The sequence below is a fragment of the Flintibacter sp. HCN-6482 genome, assembly GCF_037892565.1.
GTDB classification, from domain to species: Bacteria; Bacillota; Clostridia; order Oscillospirales; family Oscillospiraceae; genus Lawsonibacter; species Lawsonibacter aceti.
The window spans coordinates 64,996-82,980 of record NZ_JBBKBK010000003.1 but is presented as its reverse complement, the minus strand read 5'-3'; the positions used below and the strand labels follow the sequence as shown (position 1 = coordinate 82,980).

Sequence of the window (17,985 nt, the reverse complement as noted above, 5' to 3'; positions counted from 1 at the left end):
ATGCGTTTTCATATCGTCAAGCGGGATCACTGTCCCCTCTGGAAAAAGCTGTGCCTTTATCTGCTTGCGGTGGGCGCCGCCCTGGCGGTAGGCGGTCTGCTGCTGCTGGCCATGGGAGTGGACCCAGTCGCCTATTACAGCCGGATGTTCACCATGGGCATGGTGGGCAACAAGATTGCCTACAAGACCTTTGAGAACTATCTGAAGGTCTTTGTTCCCCTGGCGCTCACCTCTGTGGCCCTGTCCCTGGCCTTTAAGATGCGGTTTTGGAACATCGGGGGCGAGGGTCAGTTCATCCTGGGGGCTGTGGCCGCCGCCACAGTGGCCTTTAAGGCCGGCCCTATGCTTCCGACTCCGCTGACTTTAGTGCTGATGTGTCTGGCAGGAATGGCCGCCGCCGGTCTGTATGGCGCCTTCGTAGCTGTGCTGAAGGTGAAGTTCGGCACCAATGAGACCCTGATGACCCTGATGCTCAACTATGTGGCCCTATATTTCCTGGTATTTTTGGGAGAAACCCAGGCGTCCTGGAACTTCTTTCTGGACACCTCGTCCGTACGGCCTGTCTTTGCTAACTTCAGCAAGATGGTGTCCTTCCCCACCATTCCCATCGGGAAATTTTCCCTGAATATCTGCGTTCCCCTCACATTGCTCATCGGCGTCTTGGTCTATATCTACCAGAGATACTCCAAACAGGGGTATGAGATCGCTGTGGTGGGGGACAGCGCCGGCACCGCCCACTATGCGGGCATGAAGGTGAACGCCATCGTGCTGCGCACCGTATTCCTGTCCGCCTGTCTTATCGGCCTGGCTGCCTCCTTCAAGGTGGGCACCTCCGGCATCCTCTCCACCTCCTTTACCGACGATGTGGGCTGGACGGGCGTTATTGTGGCCTGGCTGTCCCAGCTGAACACCGCTGTGATCTTTGTGGTGGCCGCTCTGATCTCCATGCTGCAGCACGGCTCCACCATTGCCGCCGCCACCTTCTCCAAGGTAGACTCCAGCTTTGCCGATATGCTTCAGGGGGTCATTCTGTTCCTGGTACTGGCGGCGGACTTCTTCATCCGCTTTAAGCTTGTGCGTTCTCAGAAAGGGGGCAGCACCTAATGGAAATGGATAAACTGGGCGTGGTCACCACCTTTGTCCACAACATCGTGGTGTACAACATTCCTCTGCTCTACGGCACGGTGGGCGAGATCGTGGTGGAAAAGTCAGGCAGCCTGAACCTGGGCGTGGAGGGCATTATGGCCGTGGGAGCCATCTTTGGCTATATTGTGGGCTGCTACGCCAACAGCCTGGGGGTGGGCATTCTGGTGTCCTTCCTGGCCGGCGCCCTCTGCGGCCTGCTCTTTGCCCTGCTGACCGTTTCCCTCCAGGCGAACCAGAACATCACCGGCCTGACCCTGACCACCTTCGGCCTGGGCGTCTACTTCTTTGTGGGCAACGGCGTCAAGGCGGTCAGCTGGCCCGCCATGAATGACTACGCCAACATTAAGGAGGGCTTTTCCGATCTGGCTATTCCCGGCCTGTCTCAGCTGCCCGTTGTCGGCCGGGGCCTGTTTGACCACAATATTATGGTCTATCTGGCGGTGGCCATTGCTCTGCTCATGTGGTGGTATCTGAACCGTACCGCACCCGGCCTGCGTTTGAGGGCGGTAGGGGAAAATCCCGGCGCCGCCGACTCTGTGGGTATCAATGTAAAGCGGTACAAATATATCCACATCTGCCTGGGCTGCGGCATCATGGGGATCGGCGGCTACTATATGGGGCTGAATATGTCTGGCTCCTTCAACAGCAGCTGCTGGATCAACGGCTACGGCTGGATTGCGGTGGCCCTGGTCATCTTTGCCAACTGGAATCCTGCCCTGGCCATCCTGGGCACCTTCGTTTTCGGCTTTTTCAATACCCTGCGAGTTTCAGGCTCCAGCCTGGCCGCCGCCTTCCCCGATACGCTTGGGTGGCTGGCTGCCGTCCCAACCCAGCTGTACCAGGCCCTGCCCTTCCTCATCACCGCCATTGTGCTGGTGGCTACCTCCGTCCGCAAGCGTGAGGGCTCCGGCCTGCCCGCCTCCCTGGGGCTCAATTATTTTCGGGAAGAGCGGTGACCTGCCAAGAAAAAGACCTGACCGGATCCATCACAATAGTTTTTTGCCGCTGTCTTCTGAGGAAGACAGCGGCATTTTCTATATATTTTATGTACCGTTTCCACATTTTTCAGGCTTTGATGCTTTCCACAATTCGTCCATCCTGACCTTTGATGGTCACCACCTCCTGCTTCATATTCAAGTCGATCTCACGATACATCATGCCGTAACGTTTTGGGGTTACTCCCGTAAGCTTTTTAAAGGTACGGATAAAATGTTCGTTGCTTTGGAAGCCGGACCGTTCTCCCGCTTCCTGTACCCGCATTCCCTGTCGCAGCAGTCCCCGCGCCTTGAGAACTCTGCAGTTAATGACATAGTCAATTAAGCTAAAGCCAGTGTGCTCCTTAAATAGGTGGCACAGATAATGCTTGCTCATATAAAAGGCTTCCGCGATACTTGCGGTAGTCAGCGGCTCATCCAAATGGTCCTGGATATATTCTAAAATCGGGGCCACTTTTTCTAGTCCCGGATTGGTGCGCGCCTGGGGTTTTCCGGCTTTGGCAAAGTGGGAAAAGCACTCCACCAAAAAGTTGATGACCTCTGCAACTCTGTTCAAATCGGCGCCAAACCCGATCTCTTTTGGGGCCATCAGGCCGGAAAACAGTGTTTCCAGCCTGTTGATATCGTCTCCAGTGAGGGTCACCGCCTGCCCGATCCCGCAGCAGTATGTGCTGAACTGGGTATAGGGGCTGCTGAGGACCTGGAGCATCTGGGGAGACACATGAAATACCATACACCGGTACTCCTCATTCGCCACGCTGCGATGCAGGACCGAGCTATTAATGAAAAATAGCTGTCCCCGGTGCAGCGGAAACACAGTGTTTCCAATAAACAAAAGCCCTTCTCCAGACACACACAGAACAATCTCCACATCCTCATGGAAGTGAGGCTTATCCATAGAATAGGTGTCATTTTTACTGATGTGTACTTCATATCGGCACTGCAGCATACGGGCGCTGTTCTCTCCTTTCTCAAGTCGGGCGTTTCCCAGGGAGCGCCTGTGTTCTCTCAAATGTAGCATGGACGGAAACGCTTCTCAAAGCATTTTGCTTTTTTGAACAAGATAGATCAATAAAATAACAAGGTACCTACCAGAAATTTCGACATGACCCCATTTTATGTGTTTTATCCGAATTATTTGATACTTTTGGAATTAAATCCATTTTTTGTTTTATTCAATTTGTTTATTTGCTTTACTGTCATTTTCGCTTTTTTGGTGTTTTCATCCTGCTATTAGCAAGATACGTCAATTTAATCCTTGTTGAGTGCAGGAAAACTTCCTTATTCTCTGACATAATTCAAGGCAGAAAAGCCAATGCGCAGCGGCGATTCCCATCTGTCTCTGCCCAGCAGCCAAGAAAAACCTGCGGCACGGGCCTTATACCAGGCGCAGCCAGCGGGTTGGGCTGGGCACGAATGAAAAAGGAGCAACAACATAATGCTGCACAACTACGACGTGATCCACTTTGAGGCTTTGGGCGAGGAAGCTCACCACCTTCGTGAGGAGACGGAGGCAGCGCAGGCCAAGGGGCTGCTGCCCAGGGATCTGCGTTATCTGATCGTTCCCGATGCACTGCAGGATTTTCTTGCACAGCACCCAGACGAAACGCTTCCTCCCCTCATTACGATTAAGACCCACTCTGTTCCTCCCCAGGACTACCTTGCCAGCGATCCCAAAAAGAGCATCATTACCAGAAGTGCCGGCTATGATCATCTGGAAAGTCTGGCTGATGTTTCCAACATCACCTCTTTGCGCAACTACTGCGTCAACGCGGTTGCGCAGACCGCCATCAAATTCCTGTACGCAACTGCCGGACTGCTAAACCAATACACAGTGAACACTGCTACGTTTGAGCGCAACAAGACTGACTCCTTCATGGAGTTGGCCGCCAACCGGGTGGTGACAGTATTTGGTCTTGGCAATATTGGAAAGCGCGCATTTGATCTGGCTCGTGCCAACGGTCTGACAGTACAGGCTGTGGACATCCGCGCCCGGGAGCTGTCCCAGCGATACGGTGACGACGTGAAATTTGTCACCAAGGATGAGGCCATTGAGACCAGCGACGTGATCATCAACGCCATGAATCTGACCCGGATCAAGGGGAGCCCTTATTACAACGAGAACTACTTCTCCTACGACTATCTCAGCCGTGCCAAGAAGGGGTTGATCTTCATCAATGTGACTCGTGGCGAGATCGCGCCGGAGCCTGTGCTGCTGAAGCTCTACGATCAGGGGGTGCTGGGCGGCATCGGCCTGGATGTGTTCTCCAATGAGCATGATTTTTCATTGGCTGTTCAGAAGGGGCAGGTTGAGACTGTGAACAACCGGGTAGCTGCGGCGCTGGTGCTGCTCCAGATGGCGGAGAGCCGGATGGGCAACATTTATGTGCAGCCCCACCAGGGCTTCAACTCTGATCTGGCTGTGGAGTCCAAGGCAGCTGACACAATTTCCCACATGATCAGCTGGTATCAAAACGGGAAGAAACGTTTTGATGAACAGCTGCCCTATTACCAGGATGTGATCTGACTTTCTGCGCGTCAGGGCTTTCTGGAGCAACTGATAAAGGAGGAAAGTGTTTACAATGGAACTCACAATGTCTTCTGCTATCTGGCAAGTCATGGTCGATATTTCGATCATGGGCGCACTGCTACTGATTGGTGAATTTCTGCGTGCCAAGGTAAAACTGATTCAAAAGGTGCTGATTCCTCCCGCGGTTATCGCTGGTTTTCTGGCTCTTCTGTTCGGTCCACAAAGTCCTGTGGAGCAGCTGAAGATCCTGCCTCTGTCTACCTCATTCGGGACCTATGCCAGCGTGCTGATCGTGGTGATCTTTGCCGCCACCCCCATCGGGGACAAGCCCCAGAAAGGGGCCGCGTCGGGCCCCAAGATCAGCGGTATGTTCTTTAACGTGTCGGGTATTGCCGTACTGCAGTACGCCGTAGGCATGCTGGTCACACTGGTGCTGCTGGTCAAACTCTATCCCACTCTGGACGAGAACTTTGGTCTGATGATGGCTACTGGCTTCTACGGCGGCCATGGCACCGCTGCGGCGGTAGGCTCCGCTCTGAGTGAGCTGGGCGTGCCTAACATGACGGATCTGGGCAACACCTGCGCCACCATTGGCATCGTAGGCGGCATCATTAGCGGCATGATCATTATCAACTGGGGCACCCGTAAGGGCTACACCCACTACGTGGAGAATCCCAAGGAGCTCCCTCAGGAAATGCGTACCGGCCTGGTCCCTGCCAATAAGCAGAAGTCTTCTTCGAAAGGCACCGTAGCCTCCATCTGCCTGGATCCTCTGGGCTTCCATCTGGGTATTGTGATGCTGGCCTGCTGGGTGGGCTATATCGCCTCTAAGTGGTTTGCCAACTGGACGCTGGCTACCTTTGATTTCAAGATCTCTATTCCTGAGTTCTGCCTGTCTCTCATTGCCGGAATCATCCTCAATGGCTTTCTGAACAAGACGGGTGCGGATCAGTATGTGGACCGGGGTACGGTACAGCGTATCCAGGGCACCGCCACCGACTTCCTGATGATTTCCGGTATCGGCTCGCTGAACCTCAGTGTCGTAATGGAATTTGCGGTTCCCCTCATCGTGGTGTGCGCCGCTGGCTTCCTCATCAACTGGTTCTGGTTCATCATCGTGGGCGGAAAATCCTCCGACGAGGATTGGTTCGAGCGCAACATGATGGTCTGGGGTCACGCCACCGGCGTGGCGGCCACCGGCGTGCTGCTGCAGCGCGTGGTTGACCCGGAACTGAAGAGCCGCGGTATTGAGGACTCCGGCATCGCCGATGTGTTCAACCGTCCCATCATCATTGGCCTTCAGGTAATTCCTCCCATTCTTATCGTCAACATGGGTACGACCGGAAGCTGGATCGTCACTGGCGCTTGCTTTGCCATTGTGGCTGTTATGTGGATCTTCGCCTACTTCACTAAGGGCTGGGTCCCCGGACGTCGTCTGAAGACATATCGATAATTTACCCATTTTTCATCTTCTTCTACATACACCGTCTCTTGGTCCTCCCCAGAGAGCCAGGAGGCGGTGTGTGCCGCTATATACCCAGATCGGAGTGCCCCATATACCAGCCAGGTCTTTTCTGCCCAGGAAATAGGGGGGCAGAAAGTCATATAGGAGCTGGCTCCCGCATATCTTCCTGATACGAACCATACAGAGGATAAGGGGTGGTAATGTGGATAAGAGAGATCAAATCGGACGGGCCCTGCGCCGTGGAGTGGCCCTGGGGCTTGTGTTGGTGGCCTGCTGGGGGCTGTCCCTGATGGCCGATTTATCCGGGGTAAAGGAACGGCTGGCCGCGCTGGGGCAGGAGCCCGGCCTGTCCGTGTCCCTGTTGTCCAGCCAGCTGGGGGAGCTGCCCCGGCAGACCGCTTCCGCAGAGCTGACCGGATGGGGCAGGCTGCTGTTGAGTCACAGCGCCCTGCTGGCTGCCGGAGAGGAAGCGGTAGCGGAAGTCCGAGATGGGGCCGACCCGATGGAGGATTTGGGCTCAAAGGAAGAATTGGTGGATGAGGAGGAGCAGGGGGAACCCGACCTGAAGCCTCCCACAGAGGACGAGGGCATCCTGGAGATGACGGCGAAGGGCAAAGAGGGGGGGAAGTACCTCCACGACCAGGGAGTTTATGTCTATGACCGGACCGACCTGGGGCTGGACGCCTCGGTGCTGGGGGAGGGCACGGTGGACGTTCCACTGGGAGAGGGACCGCAGATCCTGATCCTGCACACCCATGGCAGTGAGGCATACTCCCAGTCGGACGGGAGGTCCTATGAGGAGAGCGATCCCTACCGGACCACCGACTGTAACCACAACATGGTCCGGGTGGGGGAGGAGATGGCCACGGTTTTTCGGGCCCACGGCCTTCAGGTGGTCCATGATACCAACCTCTATGACTATCCGGCCTATAATGGGGCCTATGACCGGTCCAAGGCGGCGGTGGAGCAGTGGCTGAAGCAGTATCCCACCATCAAAGTGGTGCTGGATGTCCACCGGGACGCCCTGGTGGGAAACGAGGGGGAGATCTATAAGCTGGTTTCAGAGGAGGCCGGGGAGAAGGTGGCCCAGGTCATGCTGGTGGTGGGCACCGACGGCTCTGGCGCCGCCCACCCCCGCTGGAGGGACAATTTGGCCTTTGGAATCAAGCTGCAAAAAAACCTGGTCACAGGGTACTCCAGCCTGGCCCGGCCCATCGTCCTGCGCAACAGCCGGTATAACCAGCAGCTCTCGCCCGGCTACCTCCTGGTGGAGGTGGGAGGCCATGGAAATACTCTCACCGAGGCCCTGGCCGGGGCCCGCCTGTGGGCGGACAACGTGGCCCGCACCCTGCTGGCCATGAAGGAGGGGTAGGAAGTCCAAGAAAAGAGCGGTTGCGAAAACCACCCCCCTGGTGTAAACTGGGGAAAAGGGGTGAAACGGATGAAGCAATACGAATATAAAATAGCTGATATCAGGGTATCTATGGGGTTTGACGAGAAGAAAAAGGTGAGAGAAGCGGAGGAGCAGTGGAATGCGCTGGGCCGGGCAGGCTGGCAGTTTTGCGCACAGGTGAATGGGGGACTGGTGTTCATGCGGGAGATTCAGGATGAATCATGAACAGTATATGCGCCGGGCTCTGGAGCTGGCGATGGAGGCCCAGGCAGAGGGGGATGTGCCCGTAGGCTGTGTTATTGTTCGGGACGGAGAAATCGTTGGCGAGGGGCGCAACCGGCGGGAGGAACGGGGAGACGCCACCGCCCACGCGGAGCTGGAGGCCATACGGGACGCATGCGCCAGGACCGGAAGCTGGCGTCTTCACGGCTGTACCCTCTATGTAACGTTGGAGCCATGCCCCATGTGCGCCGGAGGGATCATCAACGCCCGCATTGACCGAATCTACTACGGAGCGGGAGATGAGAAGGCGGGCTGCTGCGGCTCGGTTCTCAATCTGTTCGAGGAACGCTTCAACCACCATCCCCGCATCTATCGGGGTCCCCTGCGGGAGGAGTGTGAAGCGGTCCTTCAGAAGTTTTTTGAGGCGCTGCGCTGAAAAGATTTAAAGGTTTTGTAACAACTGCGGATAACTTTTGTAATAACCCTTGGGTATACTGATACTCGCAAGGCAAGAGCATCTTTTCATTCTATCCTCCAATTTTTTTTGGAAGACCGGCGGTTTGACCGCTGGTCTTTCCCCCTTTTTGGGCAAAATTTTTGGATCCAGGAGAGATTTAAAACTTATGTAACAACTTGCGTTGGAATTGTTAATAAGTTTCTCTTATCATAAAATCTGCAAGAGACAGTTCGTTTCATTTTGATCCTCTTTTTCAACGGAAGCCCCCGGACGCCTTGGAGCAGGCGTCCGGGGGCTTTCGTCAGCGGCCCCGCAGAAAAAGAAAAGGCAGGCCTGTTCCAACTACAGGCCTGCCTTTTGATTTTTATGGGGAGGGGATACTTGTGTCAGCATTTCCCTGAACTTTCTTTTTCCGCATCAGCAGCAGGGTCATCAGCCCATGAAACAGCTTGCTTACAGGCAGCAGCAGGGAAATAAAGGTTACCTCCCCAAAATAGAAAAACCGCCACCACAGAAACCCCGCGGCCGCGAAGAAGCATACCGCATTACAGACAACGGAATTTTCCGCTGGCCGTATGGAGCACAGCGCCGTCCGGCCCAGGACCAGCAGCAATACAAGGATAAAGGCGGCAATGCCGGTCCCAAGGTCAAGGAGTAGGTATACAAGCTGATAGGTGCTCTGTGCCTTTTCCTGAAAGCCGGAGCAAGCCACATGACTCAGGAAAATAACAAGAAAAATGCCGCAGTAATAGAGAAGCTGTTTCTATATCTTGTTCATCTGTTTCCTCCCTCGATCATTGGATGGACCCTTTGACCGATTTGTTTCACTCTGCCTTTGAGTACCTTATTTTTCCCCTTGTTTCAATCTATCACCAGAATTTTCGTAAAAAAGACGAAAAGGCCCAAGGACCTCGGAAATTCCCGCTTTCTTGGGGGGAGACTCACAGGACAAAAGGAGCGGAGCCCTGGGGATGTCCCGGAGCTCCGCTCGATACTATATTGTGATCCTTCCAAAATCACAGGCCGCTTTTCCAAAGGGGAGAAGAGAAAATCAGCACTTCTCAAAGATGGTGGCAACGCCCTGGCCGCCGCCGATGCACAGGGTGGCAAGGCCCTTCTTGGCGTCGTCGCGCTTCTGCATCTCATGGAGCAGAGTGACAATAATGCGCGCGCCGGAGGCTCCCACGGGGTGACCCAGAGCGATAGCGCCGCCGTTGACGTTGACCTTGCTCATGTCGAAGCCCAGCTCGCGGGCCACGGCGATGGACTGGGCGGCAAAGGCCTCGTTGGCCTCCACCAAATCCATGTCCTCGATTTTCAGGCCGGCCTTGGCCATGGCCTGACGGGAGGCGGGCACGGGGCCCACGCCCATGATCTTGGGATCCACGCCGCCCTGGCCCCAGGAGACCAGCTTGGCCATGGGCTTCAGGCCGTACTTCTCCACGGCCTCGCCGGAGGCCAGGATGATAGCGGCGGCGCCGTCGTTGATGCCGGAGGCGTTGGCGGCGGTGACGCGCTGCTGGCCCTTGTCAGCGGACTCCTTGATGCCGGTGGGCTCGAAGGTGTGCTCCACGGCGGGGGCGGGGGATTCAGGCCCCACAGGGAAGGCGCCCTTCAGCTTGGAGATACCCTCGGCGGTGACGCCGGCGCGGGGGAACTCGTCCACTTTAAACTCCACCATCTGCTTCTTCTGCTTGACCATCACGGGGACGATCTCGTCGTCAAAGCGGCCGGAGTTGATGGCGGCCTCAGCCTTGTTCTGGGAGGAGGCGGCAAACTCGTCCAGTTCCTGGCGAGTGATGCCCCACACGTCGCAGATGTTCTCGGCGGTGGTACCCATGTGGTAGTTATTAAAGGCATCCCACAGGCCATCCTTGATCATGGTGTCTACCACCTTCTTGTCACCCATGCGGGCGCCCCAGCGCTCGGCAGGCAGGGCGTAGGGGGCGGCGGACATATTCTCGGTGCCGCCGGCCACAATGATGTCGGCGTCGCCGGCCATGATGGTACGGGCGGCCTCGATGACGGACTTCATACCGGAGCCGCACACCATGCCCACGGTGTAGGCGGGGACGGAGGTGGGCACACCGGCCTTGATGGCAGCCTGACGGGCCACATTCTGGCCCAGGCCAGCGGTGAGGATGCAGCCAAACATGACTTCGTCCACCTGCTCAGGCTTGACGCCGGCGCGGGACAGGGCCTCCTTGATGACGGTAGCGCCCAGATCAGCGGCGGGGATATCCTTCAGGGAGCCGCCGAAGGAGCCGATGGCGGTGCGGCAGCAGTTGACAACGTAGATGTCTTTCATAGCTTCTGTTACCTCCAAAATTTATTTGGCGTCCAGAGGGACGCCCACGATTTCCGCTCTTGTTCTGATTATATCGGAGGAAAGGGGAAAAAGCAATCAATTTTTCTGTCCAAGGGTGCCTCTTTCCTGCCTGTGATTGACAAAATCGCAAAAATTATATCAGCGGAAGGGCAAAAATTATGTAATATAGTGAATTTTTTAACAAAATCCCCCGGCTCTATTTTAAGCCGGGGGAGGGAAGAAGGCTTCAGTCCGCAAGGACGGCCTCCTGGTAGGGGGCCGCCACAGAGGTATCTCCGGTAGAAACGCTTCCGACAGCCGTTTCCTCATCGTGGAGGACCAGCTCATACTGGGAGCCCAGGCCGCTGAACGTCCGAAGCCATTCCAGTGTTCGGCTGGCGTTGGGCGTCAGGGTGATGCTGAGGGAGGAGGAATAAGTCTGGCCGACGGGACTGCTCTCTGCGGCGGGGGCATACTGGCCGCCGCGGCCGAGCTGCTCCTCAAGGGGCAGCTCCCATTGGAAACGCAGGTCGGTGCGGTAGGTGTTTCGCAACCGCTCCTCGTCGCTGAAGAGATAGCGTACGCCGATGCTCCCATCAGCAAAGTCAGCCTTGACCGCTTCCCACAGGCCCTCCAGGTCCTCCCCGGCGGCGCCGTCCAGATACAGGGTGCTCCGATCTTCCCCCTCCGGGGACAGGGAATTGGGCAGCATCCGGACATCGGTGAGATAGGCCTCCACCAGCCGGCCCTGTTCCTCGAAAGAGGCAAAATTATACACCATGGAGATCAGGCCGCGGTTCTGGATCAACTGGTCGGCCAGCTGAGTGACAGAGCCCTCCTTGTCCAACTCATCCAGGAAGATGGGGACGCTGGAATATTCACGGGACAGGGTGGACCCATCCTTCAGCGTATAGGTCACATAGAAAAAGATGTAGTCATCACCGTATATGCTGTAATTGTCAGCTCCATTCCGGTCCCTCTCATTGATGATGGCCTGGTGGAGGTCCAAGACCTGCTGGATCTGGCCGGGCTCGGTGATCTGGGACAGATGGAAGCCGCTGATATCCATGGGGTATCCCATGTCTGCCGATAGATTGATGGAAGCGACTTGGCCGGCATCGGGAATCCGGCTCTCCACGCCAAAGAGATCATAGACACAGGCGGCGCATAACAGAGCCATGGCGGCCGCCACCGCCGCGCAGCCTTTCCAGGCGTTTAGCACCCGGAAGGATTTTTTTAGCAGCATCTCGGCGGTAAAATAGCCCGCTACGGTCCAAAACAGCACACAGGCGGTGAGGAATACGGCGTCTGCCTGCCAGCCCAAAAAAGTGCTGGTAAAGGTGCCAAAGCACAGTCCGGCGCAGAAGGAGACCCCATATTTAAAAATAGGCCGGACCAGGGGGATGGACACTACATCCCCGGCGGATTCCACATGACGGTGGCGGTAGACCAGCAGGGCTAAAAGGGCAAAAACCAGTCCGGCCACGGCGTAGATGGCCACGGTGGAGGGGGAGGCGAGACCCCACTCCCTAGTCACAGCGACCCCGCTCTCCCCCGTCTGGACCACATTCCAGTTACAGGCCTGGGACAGCAGATAGACGGGGGTACACCACTCTACCAGTCTGCCCCCCACCCAGCCCCGGCCGGGGAAGCCGTAGAAAAAGCGGTTCATCAGCTCCGCCAGCAGGGTGGAGATCACCATGACCAGAAAATTCAGAATGACATAGAAGGCGGGCAGGGCCAGGATGTGGCCGGTAAACATGGCGCAGAAGGCGGCAAAGGAGAAGAAAAACAGAGCGGTGCCGCTCTGAACCAGCAGCCAGACAGCCAGGGCGGCCAGCGCCTCTCCCCAGCACTCCATAGGCAGAAAGGCCAGTTCGGCGGCCGCCGTCACCAGAGCCACCGCCAGATGGGGCAGCAGCAGGCAGGACAGACCGGCCAGATACTGGGTGGTGAACAGGGCCTCCCGCCGCAGGGGCAGCGCGTGCATCATGGCGGCGGACCGGTTATGGTATAGATAGCCGAAGGAGGCCATGGCGGCCAGCGCCCCAAAGACCAGAGAGAGGGCCACTCCCATAGTCAGGAGATAGGGGATGTCCAGGGCGGCGGAGGTCAGCATGGACTGAAGGTCCAGCTCTCCCTGATATCGCTCCTGAAGCCAGAAAAACTGATTGAGCAGGTTCAGAGGGATCAGAAAGGCCCAAATCACCCCATACAGGGCCCAAAGGGGCCAGAAGCGGGTCATAGTTTTGCGGTAGAGGGTGGAATTAAAGCACGATGTCGCGGACCCCATAGTCCTCACCTCCCATTTCATAGATAAAGATTTCCTCCAGGGACAGGGGCAGTGCCTCCATCAGAATGGGGGAATACACCGCCATCCTGGTCTTGATGTCCGCTGGGCTGCCCCGGACAATCAGAGTGAACACCCGACCTACCTGGGTGGTGTGGAGGACGTTCATATCCTGGGGCAGTTGGGGCAGCTGCCCGTCCTGGAAGGCCACCTGGAGCTTGACCACGTTATCCTGAAGGTCGGTGAGGGACCGCTCCAGAAGTACCTTGCCATGGGACAGGATGCCCACATGGTCGCACACGTCCTCCAGCTCCCGCAGGTTGTGGGAGGACACCAGCACCGTGGTCCCCCGCTGGGCCACGTCACCCATCAGCAGGGACCAGACCTGACGGCGCATCACCGGGTCTAACCCGTCTACCGGCTCATCCAGCACCAGTACCTCCGGCTGGCAGCACAGGGCCAGCCAGAAGGCGGACTGCTTCTGCATCCCTTTGGACAGGCGGCGAATGGGCTGCTTCTCATCCACCTCGGGGAAGGCATCCTTCAGCGCCTCATATCGCTTGGCGTCAAATTGGGGGTACATCCCCCGGTAGAACCGCATCATGTCCCGGGTGGAGGCGGAGGCGAAATAATACAGCTCATCCGGAATGGTGGCGATCTTGGCCTTTACGGCGGGATTTTCATAGACCGGCTGGCCGTCAACCAAGACGCTGCCGGAATCGGGGCGGTAGACGCCAATGATGTGGCGCAGGATGGTGGATTTTCCGGCGCCGTTGGGGCCCACAAGGCCGTAGATAGAGCCCTTCTCCGCCGTCATGGTCAGACCGTCCAGGGCCCGGAAGCCCTCGAAGGTCTTGACTACGTTGTTTACCTTTATCATGGTTCCTCTCCTCCTTCCAGAGCCCGGACGCGGGCCCATAACTCCTCGCCGTTGACCCCTAGAAACAGCAGCTCCGCCGCTGTCTGGTCAAAGGTCTGGAACAGGGCGTCCCGCCGCCCGGTGTCCACCCCGCTGTTGGGGGCGGCAAAGGAGCCTTTGCCTGGCACGGAGCAGAGATAGCCCTCGGACTCCAGAGCGTCGTAAGCCCGCTGGATGGTATTGGGATTGATGGCCAGGGAGCTGGCCATGGTACGGACAGAAGGGAGCTTTTCTCCCTCCTGAATGACTCCGGATACCATCAGCTTCCGCAGGCCGTCCTTCACCTGTTCATAGATGGGACGGGAATCCCGAAAGTCTAGGTTGAGCAAAGCGATTCCTCCTCTCTCGGCGGGACGCCGCCGGATCTGGTCTGTAGATATTTACTGTAGTTCGGCCTGAAAGCCTGTTGCCTCGTCCCCGGAGAGTATCACAGTGTAACACGCTCCATACTGGGCGGGGATAGATACCTGGTCCGTAGTGCCTAAGGGGATGATCCTGCCCTCCGCATAGGGGGAAAAATCGATGGAGAAGCCAATCGGATCTGCACCGTCTAGGTAGGCACGGGAGAAACAGGGGACAAGTTCGCTTTCCGCTGTCAACTCTTCTCCGTCCAAGTCGGCCATTCCCCCAGAACCATAAAAGACTCCATCCAGATAGCAGCTCCAGAAGATTTGCTGTATGCCGGAACTCTTGCAGATAATCTGGACCTGAAAGGCGTCTTGCTCCGCAGCAGCGCAACTGGTCAACCCCAAACACAGCAGGCAGGCACCCAGGAAACAGAGGCTTTTTTTCATCCCGCGCATCGCGACCTCCCACACTCAAAACTGTATTAATTGTATTAGTACACATAGTATATCGAAGGGAGCGGGAAAAAACAATTAAGAACTCCTTAAATTTTCAAAAAAGAAAAGTGCCGGTATATCAGCACTTTCCCGACTTTTGTTACTAACCGTGTTACTAACCCGTTACTAACGCCTGGTTTCTGGTGATTATTTTTTACGCAATTTTTGCCATCTCGGCGGCAAGCCAGGCGGGGTCCGGGTGAGTGTATTGCGCGGTGATATTTCCCCGCTGGGAGTGTCCGACAATGAACTTTAGGGCCATCTCATCTACCCCAGCTATTTTAGCTCTGGTTACGAATGTGTGGCGGCACCAGTGTGGTGTGGCATCAGGCACCCCCAGAGCGTCCATGACACCTTTGAATGCGGAGGCCCGATACCATCTGTCTGATACGGGATTTCCGTCCTGATGGATAATAGTATCTGCCTGATCTGCCATCCAACGGTCAAAGTATGGACGGATTTTTGGATGAACAGGAACGGTCCTACCCTTCCCAGCTTCAGTTTTGCTGCCGCCAGTTAAGCATCCTGTGTCTGGATCAAAGTTGAATGGAGTGAGGGACAAAAACTCGTTGATGCGGAGGCCGGTATAGCAGAGCATGAGCACCGTGTCAGCCCATGGGAATCCTTCTTTAGCCAACTTCTCCAGTCTTGCCATCTGTAGGTCGTCAAAGGCACCTTTGGTATGCTTCGGACCGACCTTCGGGACCTGAATAAAAGCGGAGTAGTCCTTCGCAACAATGTCACGTTCCATTAAAAATTTAAACAGAGCTTTGATAAGGATGCAGTCGTTATTAATGGACGAGCTAGACATACCATCCGCCGCATCCTGGTCAATGATAGCCTGGAGATCATCAATAGTAATACTCCTGGCCTTCCGGTCAGCTAGAGCCCCTACACGGCTCCAGGAGGCTTTATAGGATGCCACAGAGGCAGGTCCAGCTATCCTGTACTTTCGAGCGGACCATATCTCATAAGCCTGCCCCCATGTCGTATTGATTGTATCGGCGCTGATATGATTCCCAGCTTGGATTTTCTTGACTAATTCATCCAAGGCGGCCTGTGCCTCGGCGGCCTTTGCGTGGTAACTGACGGCTGTTTGGATCACATATCCACGCTTATCTCGCTGGGATATCCTGACACAGTATGGACGGCTCCGGTTACCGGATAGTTTGACCACAGTTCCGGTCCCATTTGCTCGCTTCATGGTGCTCCTCCTTTTTATGGTTGCACCCGTGGCCCCAGTATGATACAATAAAAGGGCGCAAAGGTGCCTTGATTTGACTGTTGGGGTGCTTTGCTTACCGTCGATGTTGGTAGCATCTACGGCCCGCCCTCGGTGTTGGTAGCACCGGGGGCTTTTATTTTTTAAGAAAAATCTGCATAGTCTGTAAAATGCCAACTACAATCGTATAAAGTAAACAGCTTTCTATCCTGCCCTAAAGTATTAATTTTTGAAATTAAAAAAGTTCTTCCTACAACGGAGAATATGAGCTCTGCAAATTTTCCATGTTTGTGGCAGTGAACAGTTGCTTTAGATAAATCACCATTTATAGCATAGTAAAGCTTTCCTAGATAAAATTCATCTACATAACGTTCGGTTCCTTTTGCGGTGTTAAAGAATGCGATTAACGGATACTGTGATTTTTTCCCGCTTTTTGTTTCTGGCTGATATAAAATGTAACTTCTGGGCAATCCGTAGCTATAAGGCCCATCAAAACAAATTGAATTGAAATTGATATAAAAGTCTGTTGGGATAATCTTTGGCACTGTTTCATCTAAAGCTTTCAAATCCCCTAAAAAATAGTTGATTTGATTAATAGCAATTTGTAAAATTTTTTTGTTATTAAAGTTATAGCCTGTCCAAGCTATTCCTTCTCCAATATATGAACAGTTACATACTTGAAAGGGAAGGTAACGAAAAAACATCATTTTTTCTTCAATGGCCTGACTATTTTTTAGCCATACCTCTTTTGACAAATTCTCTCTGTATATTCTTGAGTTGAGTAAAATTGCAATCCTTTCTTTTCCGTATTTTTCAATCTCTGATGTTCTTTCTTTATCTTGTTGTATTTCTTTTATGTCATCACTAAAAGCTTCTTGCTCATAATATATCCGATTTAACTCTTTCGTTTCATGCAAATAAGAACGAAAACGACCGAGAATATTTTTCACGAGGAACTCTCCCTTGCTAAAAATACAACTCCGTTGCCAAATTCCCGTAGGCATACCAGCAGACAGCTTTCCTCATAAAATCTTCGGTGACATGGAAGTAGTCTGCTAAGTCCCACATTTCTGTATGACCATCAGCGATAGCTTCATCCAAGGCACACACAGGTATCATTTCCTCAATTGCCCATTTGTCCGCCCTGTGCTCATGCTTTTGCCGAACATCACGGGCCGCCCATCGGTTATAAAACGCCCCGGTTTTACAGTGCCCAAGCTCATGGGCCAAATGGACACGTTTGCTGGCTTCGTCCTCTAAAACACCGTAGTCCATCCCAATATAGCACCGTCTGTCCGTCTGGACACACATGGAACCATTCTCCGGGATACTTAAATACATAATCGGAATATCGGAATCCTGCGCTTCTTGAAACAGCTTGGCAGTCTCCATTATTTCTTCTCCTTTTCCGCCTCCTCCCGGAGTTTGACCATCTGGGCGAAGCGTTTTACCTCATCGTACATGGCATCGGTAATCTCACCGTCGCCTCCAAACAGGGCAAATTTAATATCGTCGTCGCTGATCTCGCGCTCACCCTCCGGGGTGGGCGCTTTTTTTGTTTCTTCTCCGGTTAAGAGGTAATCAACAGATACTTTAAAATATGTTGCGATTTTTGCAAGTTTATCTGCTGATAGGCTTTCGATTCTTCCCATTTTAAGGTCTGAAATATTCCCTCTGCTGATTCCTAAATCCGCACACATCTTTCCTGGTTTTATCCCGTTCTCAGTGCATAAGAAAAAAATTCTTTCGTACAAGTTGTTCATAATTAAGTACTCCGTTTTGTGCATGATTACAAAAGCACTTAATTTCGTGCGAAACTATTGACTTGCACTTAATATAGTACTATAATGCAGTCATGACAAGCACGAAATAAAGTACGATGTTTGGTGGTGCTTACATATTAGTACAATATTAAGTACTTGTCAACAGCAAATATAAGGAAGGAGGTATTTTCGTGGATTCATGCAAATTCACGTCGTTTGGTTTGTGCGTAAAGACGGAGCTGCTAAGGCGTGGAAAGACGCAAAAGTGGCTTGAGGAGGAAATCACAAACCGGACGGGGCTTTTTGCAGACAGTGGGTACATGGACAAGATTTTGAAGGGGAAGCGAAATGCTCCAAGAGTTGTGGAGGCTATCCGGGAAATTTTGGAAATCCAGAAGTGCGATCATGATAGCACGGAACCTGTCCAATAAAA

19 protein-coding genes are annotated in these 17,985 nt (G+C 54.3%); 9 read left to right on the top strand and 10 right to left on the bottom strand.

Features of this window, described 5'->3' with window-relative positions:
* Both WKS99_RS09985 and WKS99_RS09980 read left to right on the top strand, forming a co-directional pair.
* A complete protein-coding gene (locus WKS99_RS09985; RefSeq protein ID WP_147572577.1) occupies positions 1–1,104 on the top strand; it encodes an ABC transporter permease in 1,104 nt (367 codons plus the stop codon).
* Positions 1,104–2,102 carry an ABC transporter permease gene (locus tag WKS99_RS09980; protein ID WP_340405881.1) on the top strand — a complete coding sequence of 333 codons (999 nt, stop codon included), beginning with the start codon at positions 1,104–1,106 and terminating at the stop codon, positions 2,100–2,102. The genes WKS99_RS09985 and WKS99_RS09980 overlap by 1 nt, the downstream gene beginning before the upstream one ends.
* 109 nt (positions 2,103–2,211) lie before the next feature.
* On the opposite strand, the gene WKS99_RS09975 is transcribed toward WKS99_RS09980, so the two are convergent.
* The gene (locus tag WKS99_RS09975; RefSeq protein WP_340405880.1) at positions 2,212–3,162 is read right to left on the bottom strand and encodes an AraC family transcriptional regulator; all 951 of its coding nucleotides are present in this window, start codon (positions 3,160–3,162) and stop codon (positions 2,212–2,214) included.
* 417 nt (positions 3,163–3,579) lie between these two features.
* Between WKS99_RS09975 and WKS99_RS09970 the strand changes: the two genes are divergently transcribed.
* The 6 genes from WKS99_RS09970 to WKS99_RS09945 all read left to right on the top strand — a co-directional run bounded on the left by WKS99_RS09970 (position 3,580) and on the right by WKS99_RS09945 (position 8,866).
* Entirely contained in the window at positions 3,580–4,668 is a 1,089-nt protein-coding gene (locus WKS99_RS09970) for an NAD(P)-dependent oxidoreductase (RefSeq protein WP_147572578.1), read from the top strand.
* A 55-nt stretch (positions 4,669–4,723) separates the two neighbouring features.
* Complete coding sequence (locus WKS99_RS09965) at positions 4,724–6,124, top strand: sodium/glutamate symporter (protein WP_186853200.1); 1,401 nt, start codon at positions 4,724–4,726, stop codon at positions 6,122–6,124.
* A 214-nt stretch (positions 6,125–6,338) separates the two neighbouring features.
* A complete protein-coding gene (gene spoIIP, locus WKS99_RS09960; protein ID WP_240288851.1) occupies positions 6,339–7,508 on the top strand; it encodes a stage II sporulation protein P in 1,170 nt (389 codons plus the stop codon).
* 69 nt (positions 7,509–7,577) lie between these two features.
* The gene (locus tag WKS99_RS09955; RefSeq protein WP_240288850.1) at positions 7,578–7,754 is read left to right on the top strand and encodes a hypothetical protein; all 177 of its coding nucleotides are present in this window, start codon (positions 7,578–7,580) and stop codon (positions 7,752–7,754) included.
* Entirely contained in the window at positions 7,744–8,187 is a 444-nt protein-coding gene (gene tadA, locus WKS99_RS09950; protein WP_147572582.1) for a tRNA adenosine(34) deaminase TadA, read from the top strand. The genes WKS99_RS09955 and tadA overlap by 11 nt, the downstream gene beginning before the upstream one ends.
* Positions 8,188–8,647: 460 nt before the next feature.
* A complete protein-coding gene (locus tag WKS99_RS09945; protein WP_186853196.1) occupies positions 8,648–8,866 on the top strand; it encodes a hypothetical protein in 219 nt (72 codons plus the stop codon).
* Between the two features lie 393 nt (positions 8,867–9,259).
* Here WKS99_RS09945 and WKS99_RS09940 read toward each other — a convergent pair whose 3' ends face one another.
* The 9 genes from WKS99_RS09940 to WKS99_RS09900 all read right to left on the bottom strand — a co-directional run bounded on the left by WKS99_RS09940 (position 9,260) and on the right by WKS99_RS09900 (position 17,552).
* On the bottom strand, positions 9,260–10,516 hold the full coding sequence (locus WKS99_RS09940) for an acetyl-CoA C-acetyltransferase (protein ID WP_240288848.1): 1,257 nt from the start codon (positions 10,514–10,516) through the stop codon (positions 9,260–9,262).
* A gap of 247 nt (positions 10,517–10,763) precedes the next feature.
* Entirely contained in the window at positions 10,764–12,809 is a 2,046-nt protein-coding gene (locus WKS99_RS09935) for a hypothetical protein (RefSeq protein WP_340405879.1), read from the bottom strand.
* A complete protein-coding gene (locus WKS99_RS09930) occupies positions 12,784–13,686 on the bottom strand; it encodes an ABC transporter ATP-binding protein (RefSeq protein ID WP_147572589.1) in 903 nt (300 codons plus the stop codon). The genes WKS99_RS09935 and WKS99_RS09930 overlap by 26 nt, the downstream gene beginning before the upstream one ends.
* A complete protein-coding gene (locus WKS99_RS09925) occupies positions 13,683–14,054 on the bottom strand; it encodes a GntR family transcriptional regulator (protein ID WP_186853193.1) in 372 nt (123 codons plus the stop codon). Before WKS99_RS09925 ends, WKS99_RS09930 begins: the two co-directional genes overlap by 4 nt.
* A gap of 51 nt (positions 14,055–14,105) precedes the next feature.
* Positions 14,106–14,519 (bottom strand): hypothetical protein, encoded by a 414-nt coding sequence (locus WKS99_RS09920; protein WP_186853192.1) that lies wholly within the window; start codon positions 14,517–14,519, stop codon positions 14,106–14,108.
* Between the two features lie 202 nt (positions 14,520–14,721).
* Entirely contained in the window at positions 14,722–15,771 is a 1,050-nt protein-coding gene (locus WKS99_RS09915; RefSeq protein ID WP_329962952.1) for a tyrosine-type recombinase/integrase, read from the bottom strand.
* Positions 15,772–15,932: 161 nt separating this feature from the next.
* Entirely contained in the window at positions 15,933–16,739 is an 807-nt protein-coding gene (locus WKS99_RS09910; protein WP_262669585.1) for a hypothetical protein, read from the bottom strand.
* A gap of 16 nt (positions 16,740–16,755) precedes the next feature.
* Positions 16,756–17,181, bottom strand: coding sequence for an ImmA/IrrE family metallo-endopeptidase (locus WKS99_RS09905; RefSeq protein ID WP_340405878.1), 426 nt, complete (start codon positions 17,179–17,181; stop codon positions 16,756–16,758).
* Positions 17,181–17,552, bottom strand: a complete 372-nt coding sequence (locus WKS99_RS09900; protein WP_340405877.1) for a helix-turn-helix domain-containing protein — start codon at positions 17,550–17,552, stop codon at positions 17,181–17,183. Before WKS99_RS09900 ends, WKS99_RS09905 begins: the two co-directional genes overlap by 1 nt.
* 191 nt (positions 17,553–17,743) lie before the next feature.
* On the opposite strand from WKS99_RS09900, the gene WKS99_RS09895 reads away from it, so the two are divergent.
* Positions 17,744–17,983, top strand: coding sequence for an XRE family transcriptional regulator (locus WKS99_RS09895; RefSeq protein WP_340405876.1), 240 nt, complete (start codon positions 17,744–17,746; stop codon positions 17,981–17,983).
* The last annotated feature ends 2 nt before the right edge of the window (positions 17,984–17,985 follow it).

Bases quoted from the DNA above. Each gene is read 5' to 3' on its own strand.
- WKS99_RS09985 (WP_147572577.1), top strand. From the start codon at position 1: ATGCGTTTTCATATCGTCAAGCGGGATCACTGTCCCCTCTGGAAAAAG.
- WKS99_RS09980 (WP_340405881.1), top strand. From the start codon at position 1,104: ATGGAAATGGATAAACTGGGCGTGGTCACCACCTTTGTCCACAACATC.
- WKS99_RS09975 (WP_340405880.1), bottom strand. From the start codon at position 3,162: ATGCTACATTTGAGAGAACACAGGCGCTCCCTGGGAAACGCCCGACTT.
- WKS99_RS09970 (WP_147572578.1), top strand. From the start codon at position 3,580: ATGCTGCACAACTACGACGTGATCCACTTTGAGGCTTTGGGCGAGGAA.
- WKS99_RS09965 (WP_186853200.1), top strand. From the start codon at position 4,724: ATGGAACTCACAATGTCTTCTGCTATCTGGCAAGTCATGGTCGATATT.
- WKS99_RS09955 (WP_240288850.1), top strand. From the start codon at position 7,578: ATGAAGCAATACGAATATAAAATAGCTGATATCAGGGTATCTATGGGG.
- tadA (WP_147572582.1), top strand. From the start codon at position 7,744: ATGAATCATGAACAGTATATGCGCCGGGCTCTGGAGCTGGCGATGGAG.
- WKS99_RS09945 (WP_186853196.1), top strand. From the start codon at position 8,648: ATGAAACAGCTTGCTTACAGGCAGCAGCAGGGAAATAAAGGTTACCTC.
- WKS99_RS09940 (WP_240288848.1), bottom strand. From the start codon at position 10,516: ATGAAAGACATCTACGTTGTCAACTGCTGCCGCACCGCCATCGGCTCC.
- WKS99_RS09935 (WP_340405879.1), bottom strand. From the start codon at position 12,809: ATGGGGTCCGCGACATCGTGCTTTAATTCCACCCTCTACCGCAAAACT.
- WKS99_RS09930 (WP_147572589.1), bottom strand. From the start codon at position 13,686: ATGATAAAGGTAAACAACGTAGTCAAGACCTTCGAGGGCTTCCGGGCC.
- WKS99_RS09920 (WP_186853192.1), bottom strand. From the start codon at position 14,519: ATGAAAAAAAGCCTCTGTTTCCTGGGTGCCTGCCTGCTGTGTTTGGGG.
- WKS99_RS09915 (WP_329962952.1), bottom strand. From the start codon at position 15,771: ATGAAGCGAGCAAATGGGACCGGAACTGTGGTCAAACTATCCGGTAAC.
- WKS99_RS09905 (WP_340405878.1), bottom strand. From the start codon at position 17,181: ATGGAGACTGCCAAGCTGTTTCAAGAAGCGCAGGATTCCGATATTCCG.
- WKS99_RS09900 (WP_340405877.1), bottom strand. From the start codon at position 17,552: ATGAACAACTTGTACGAAAGAATTTTTTTCTTATGCACTGAGAACGGG.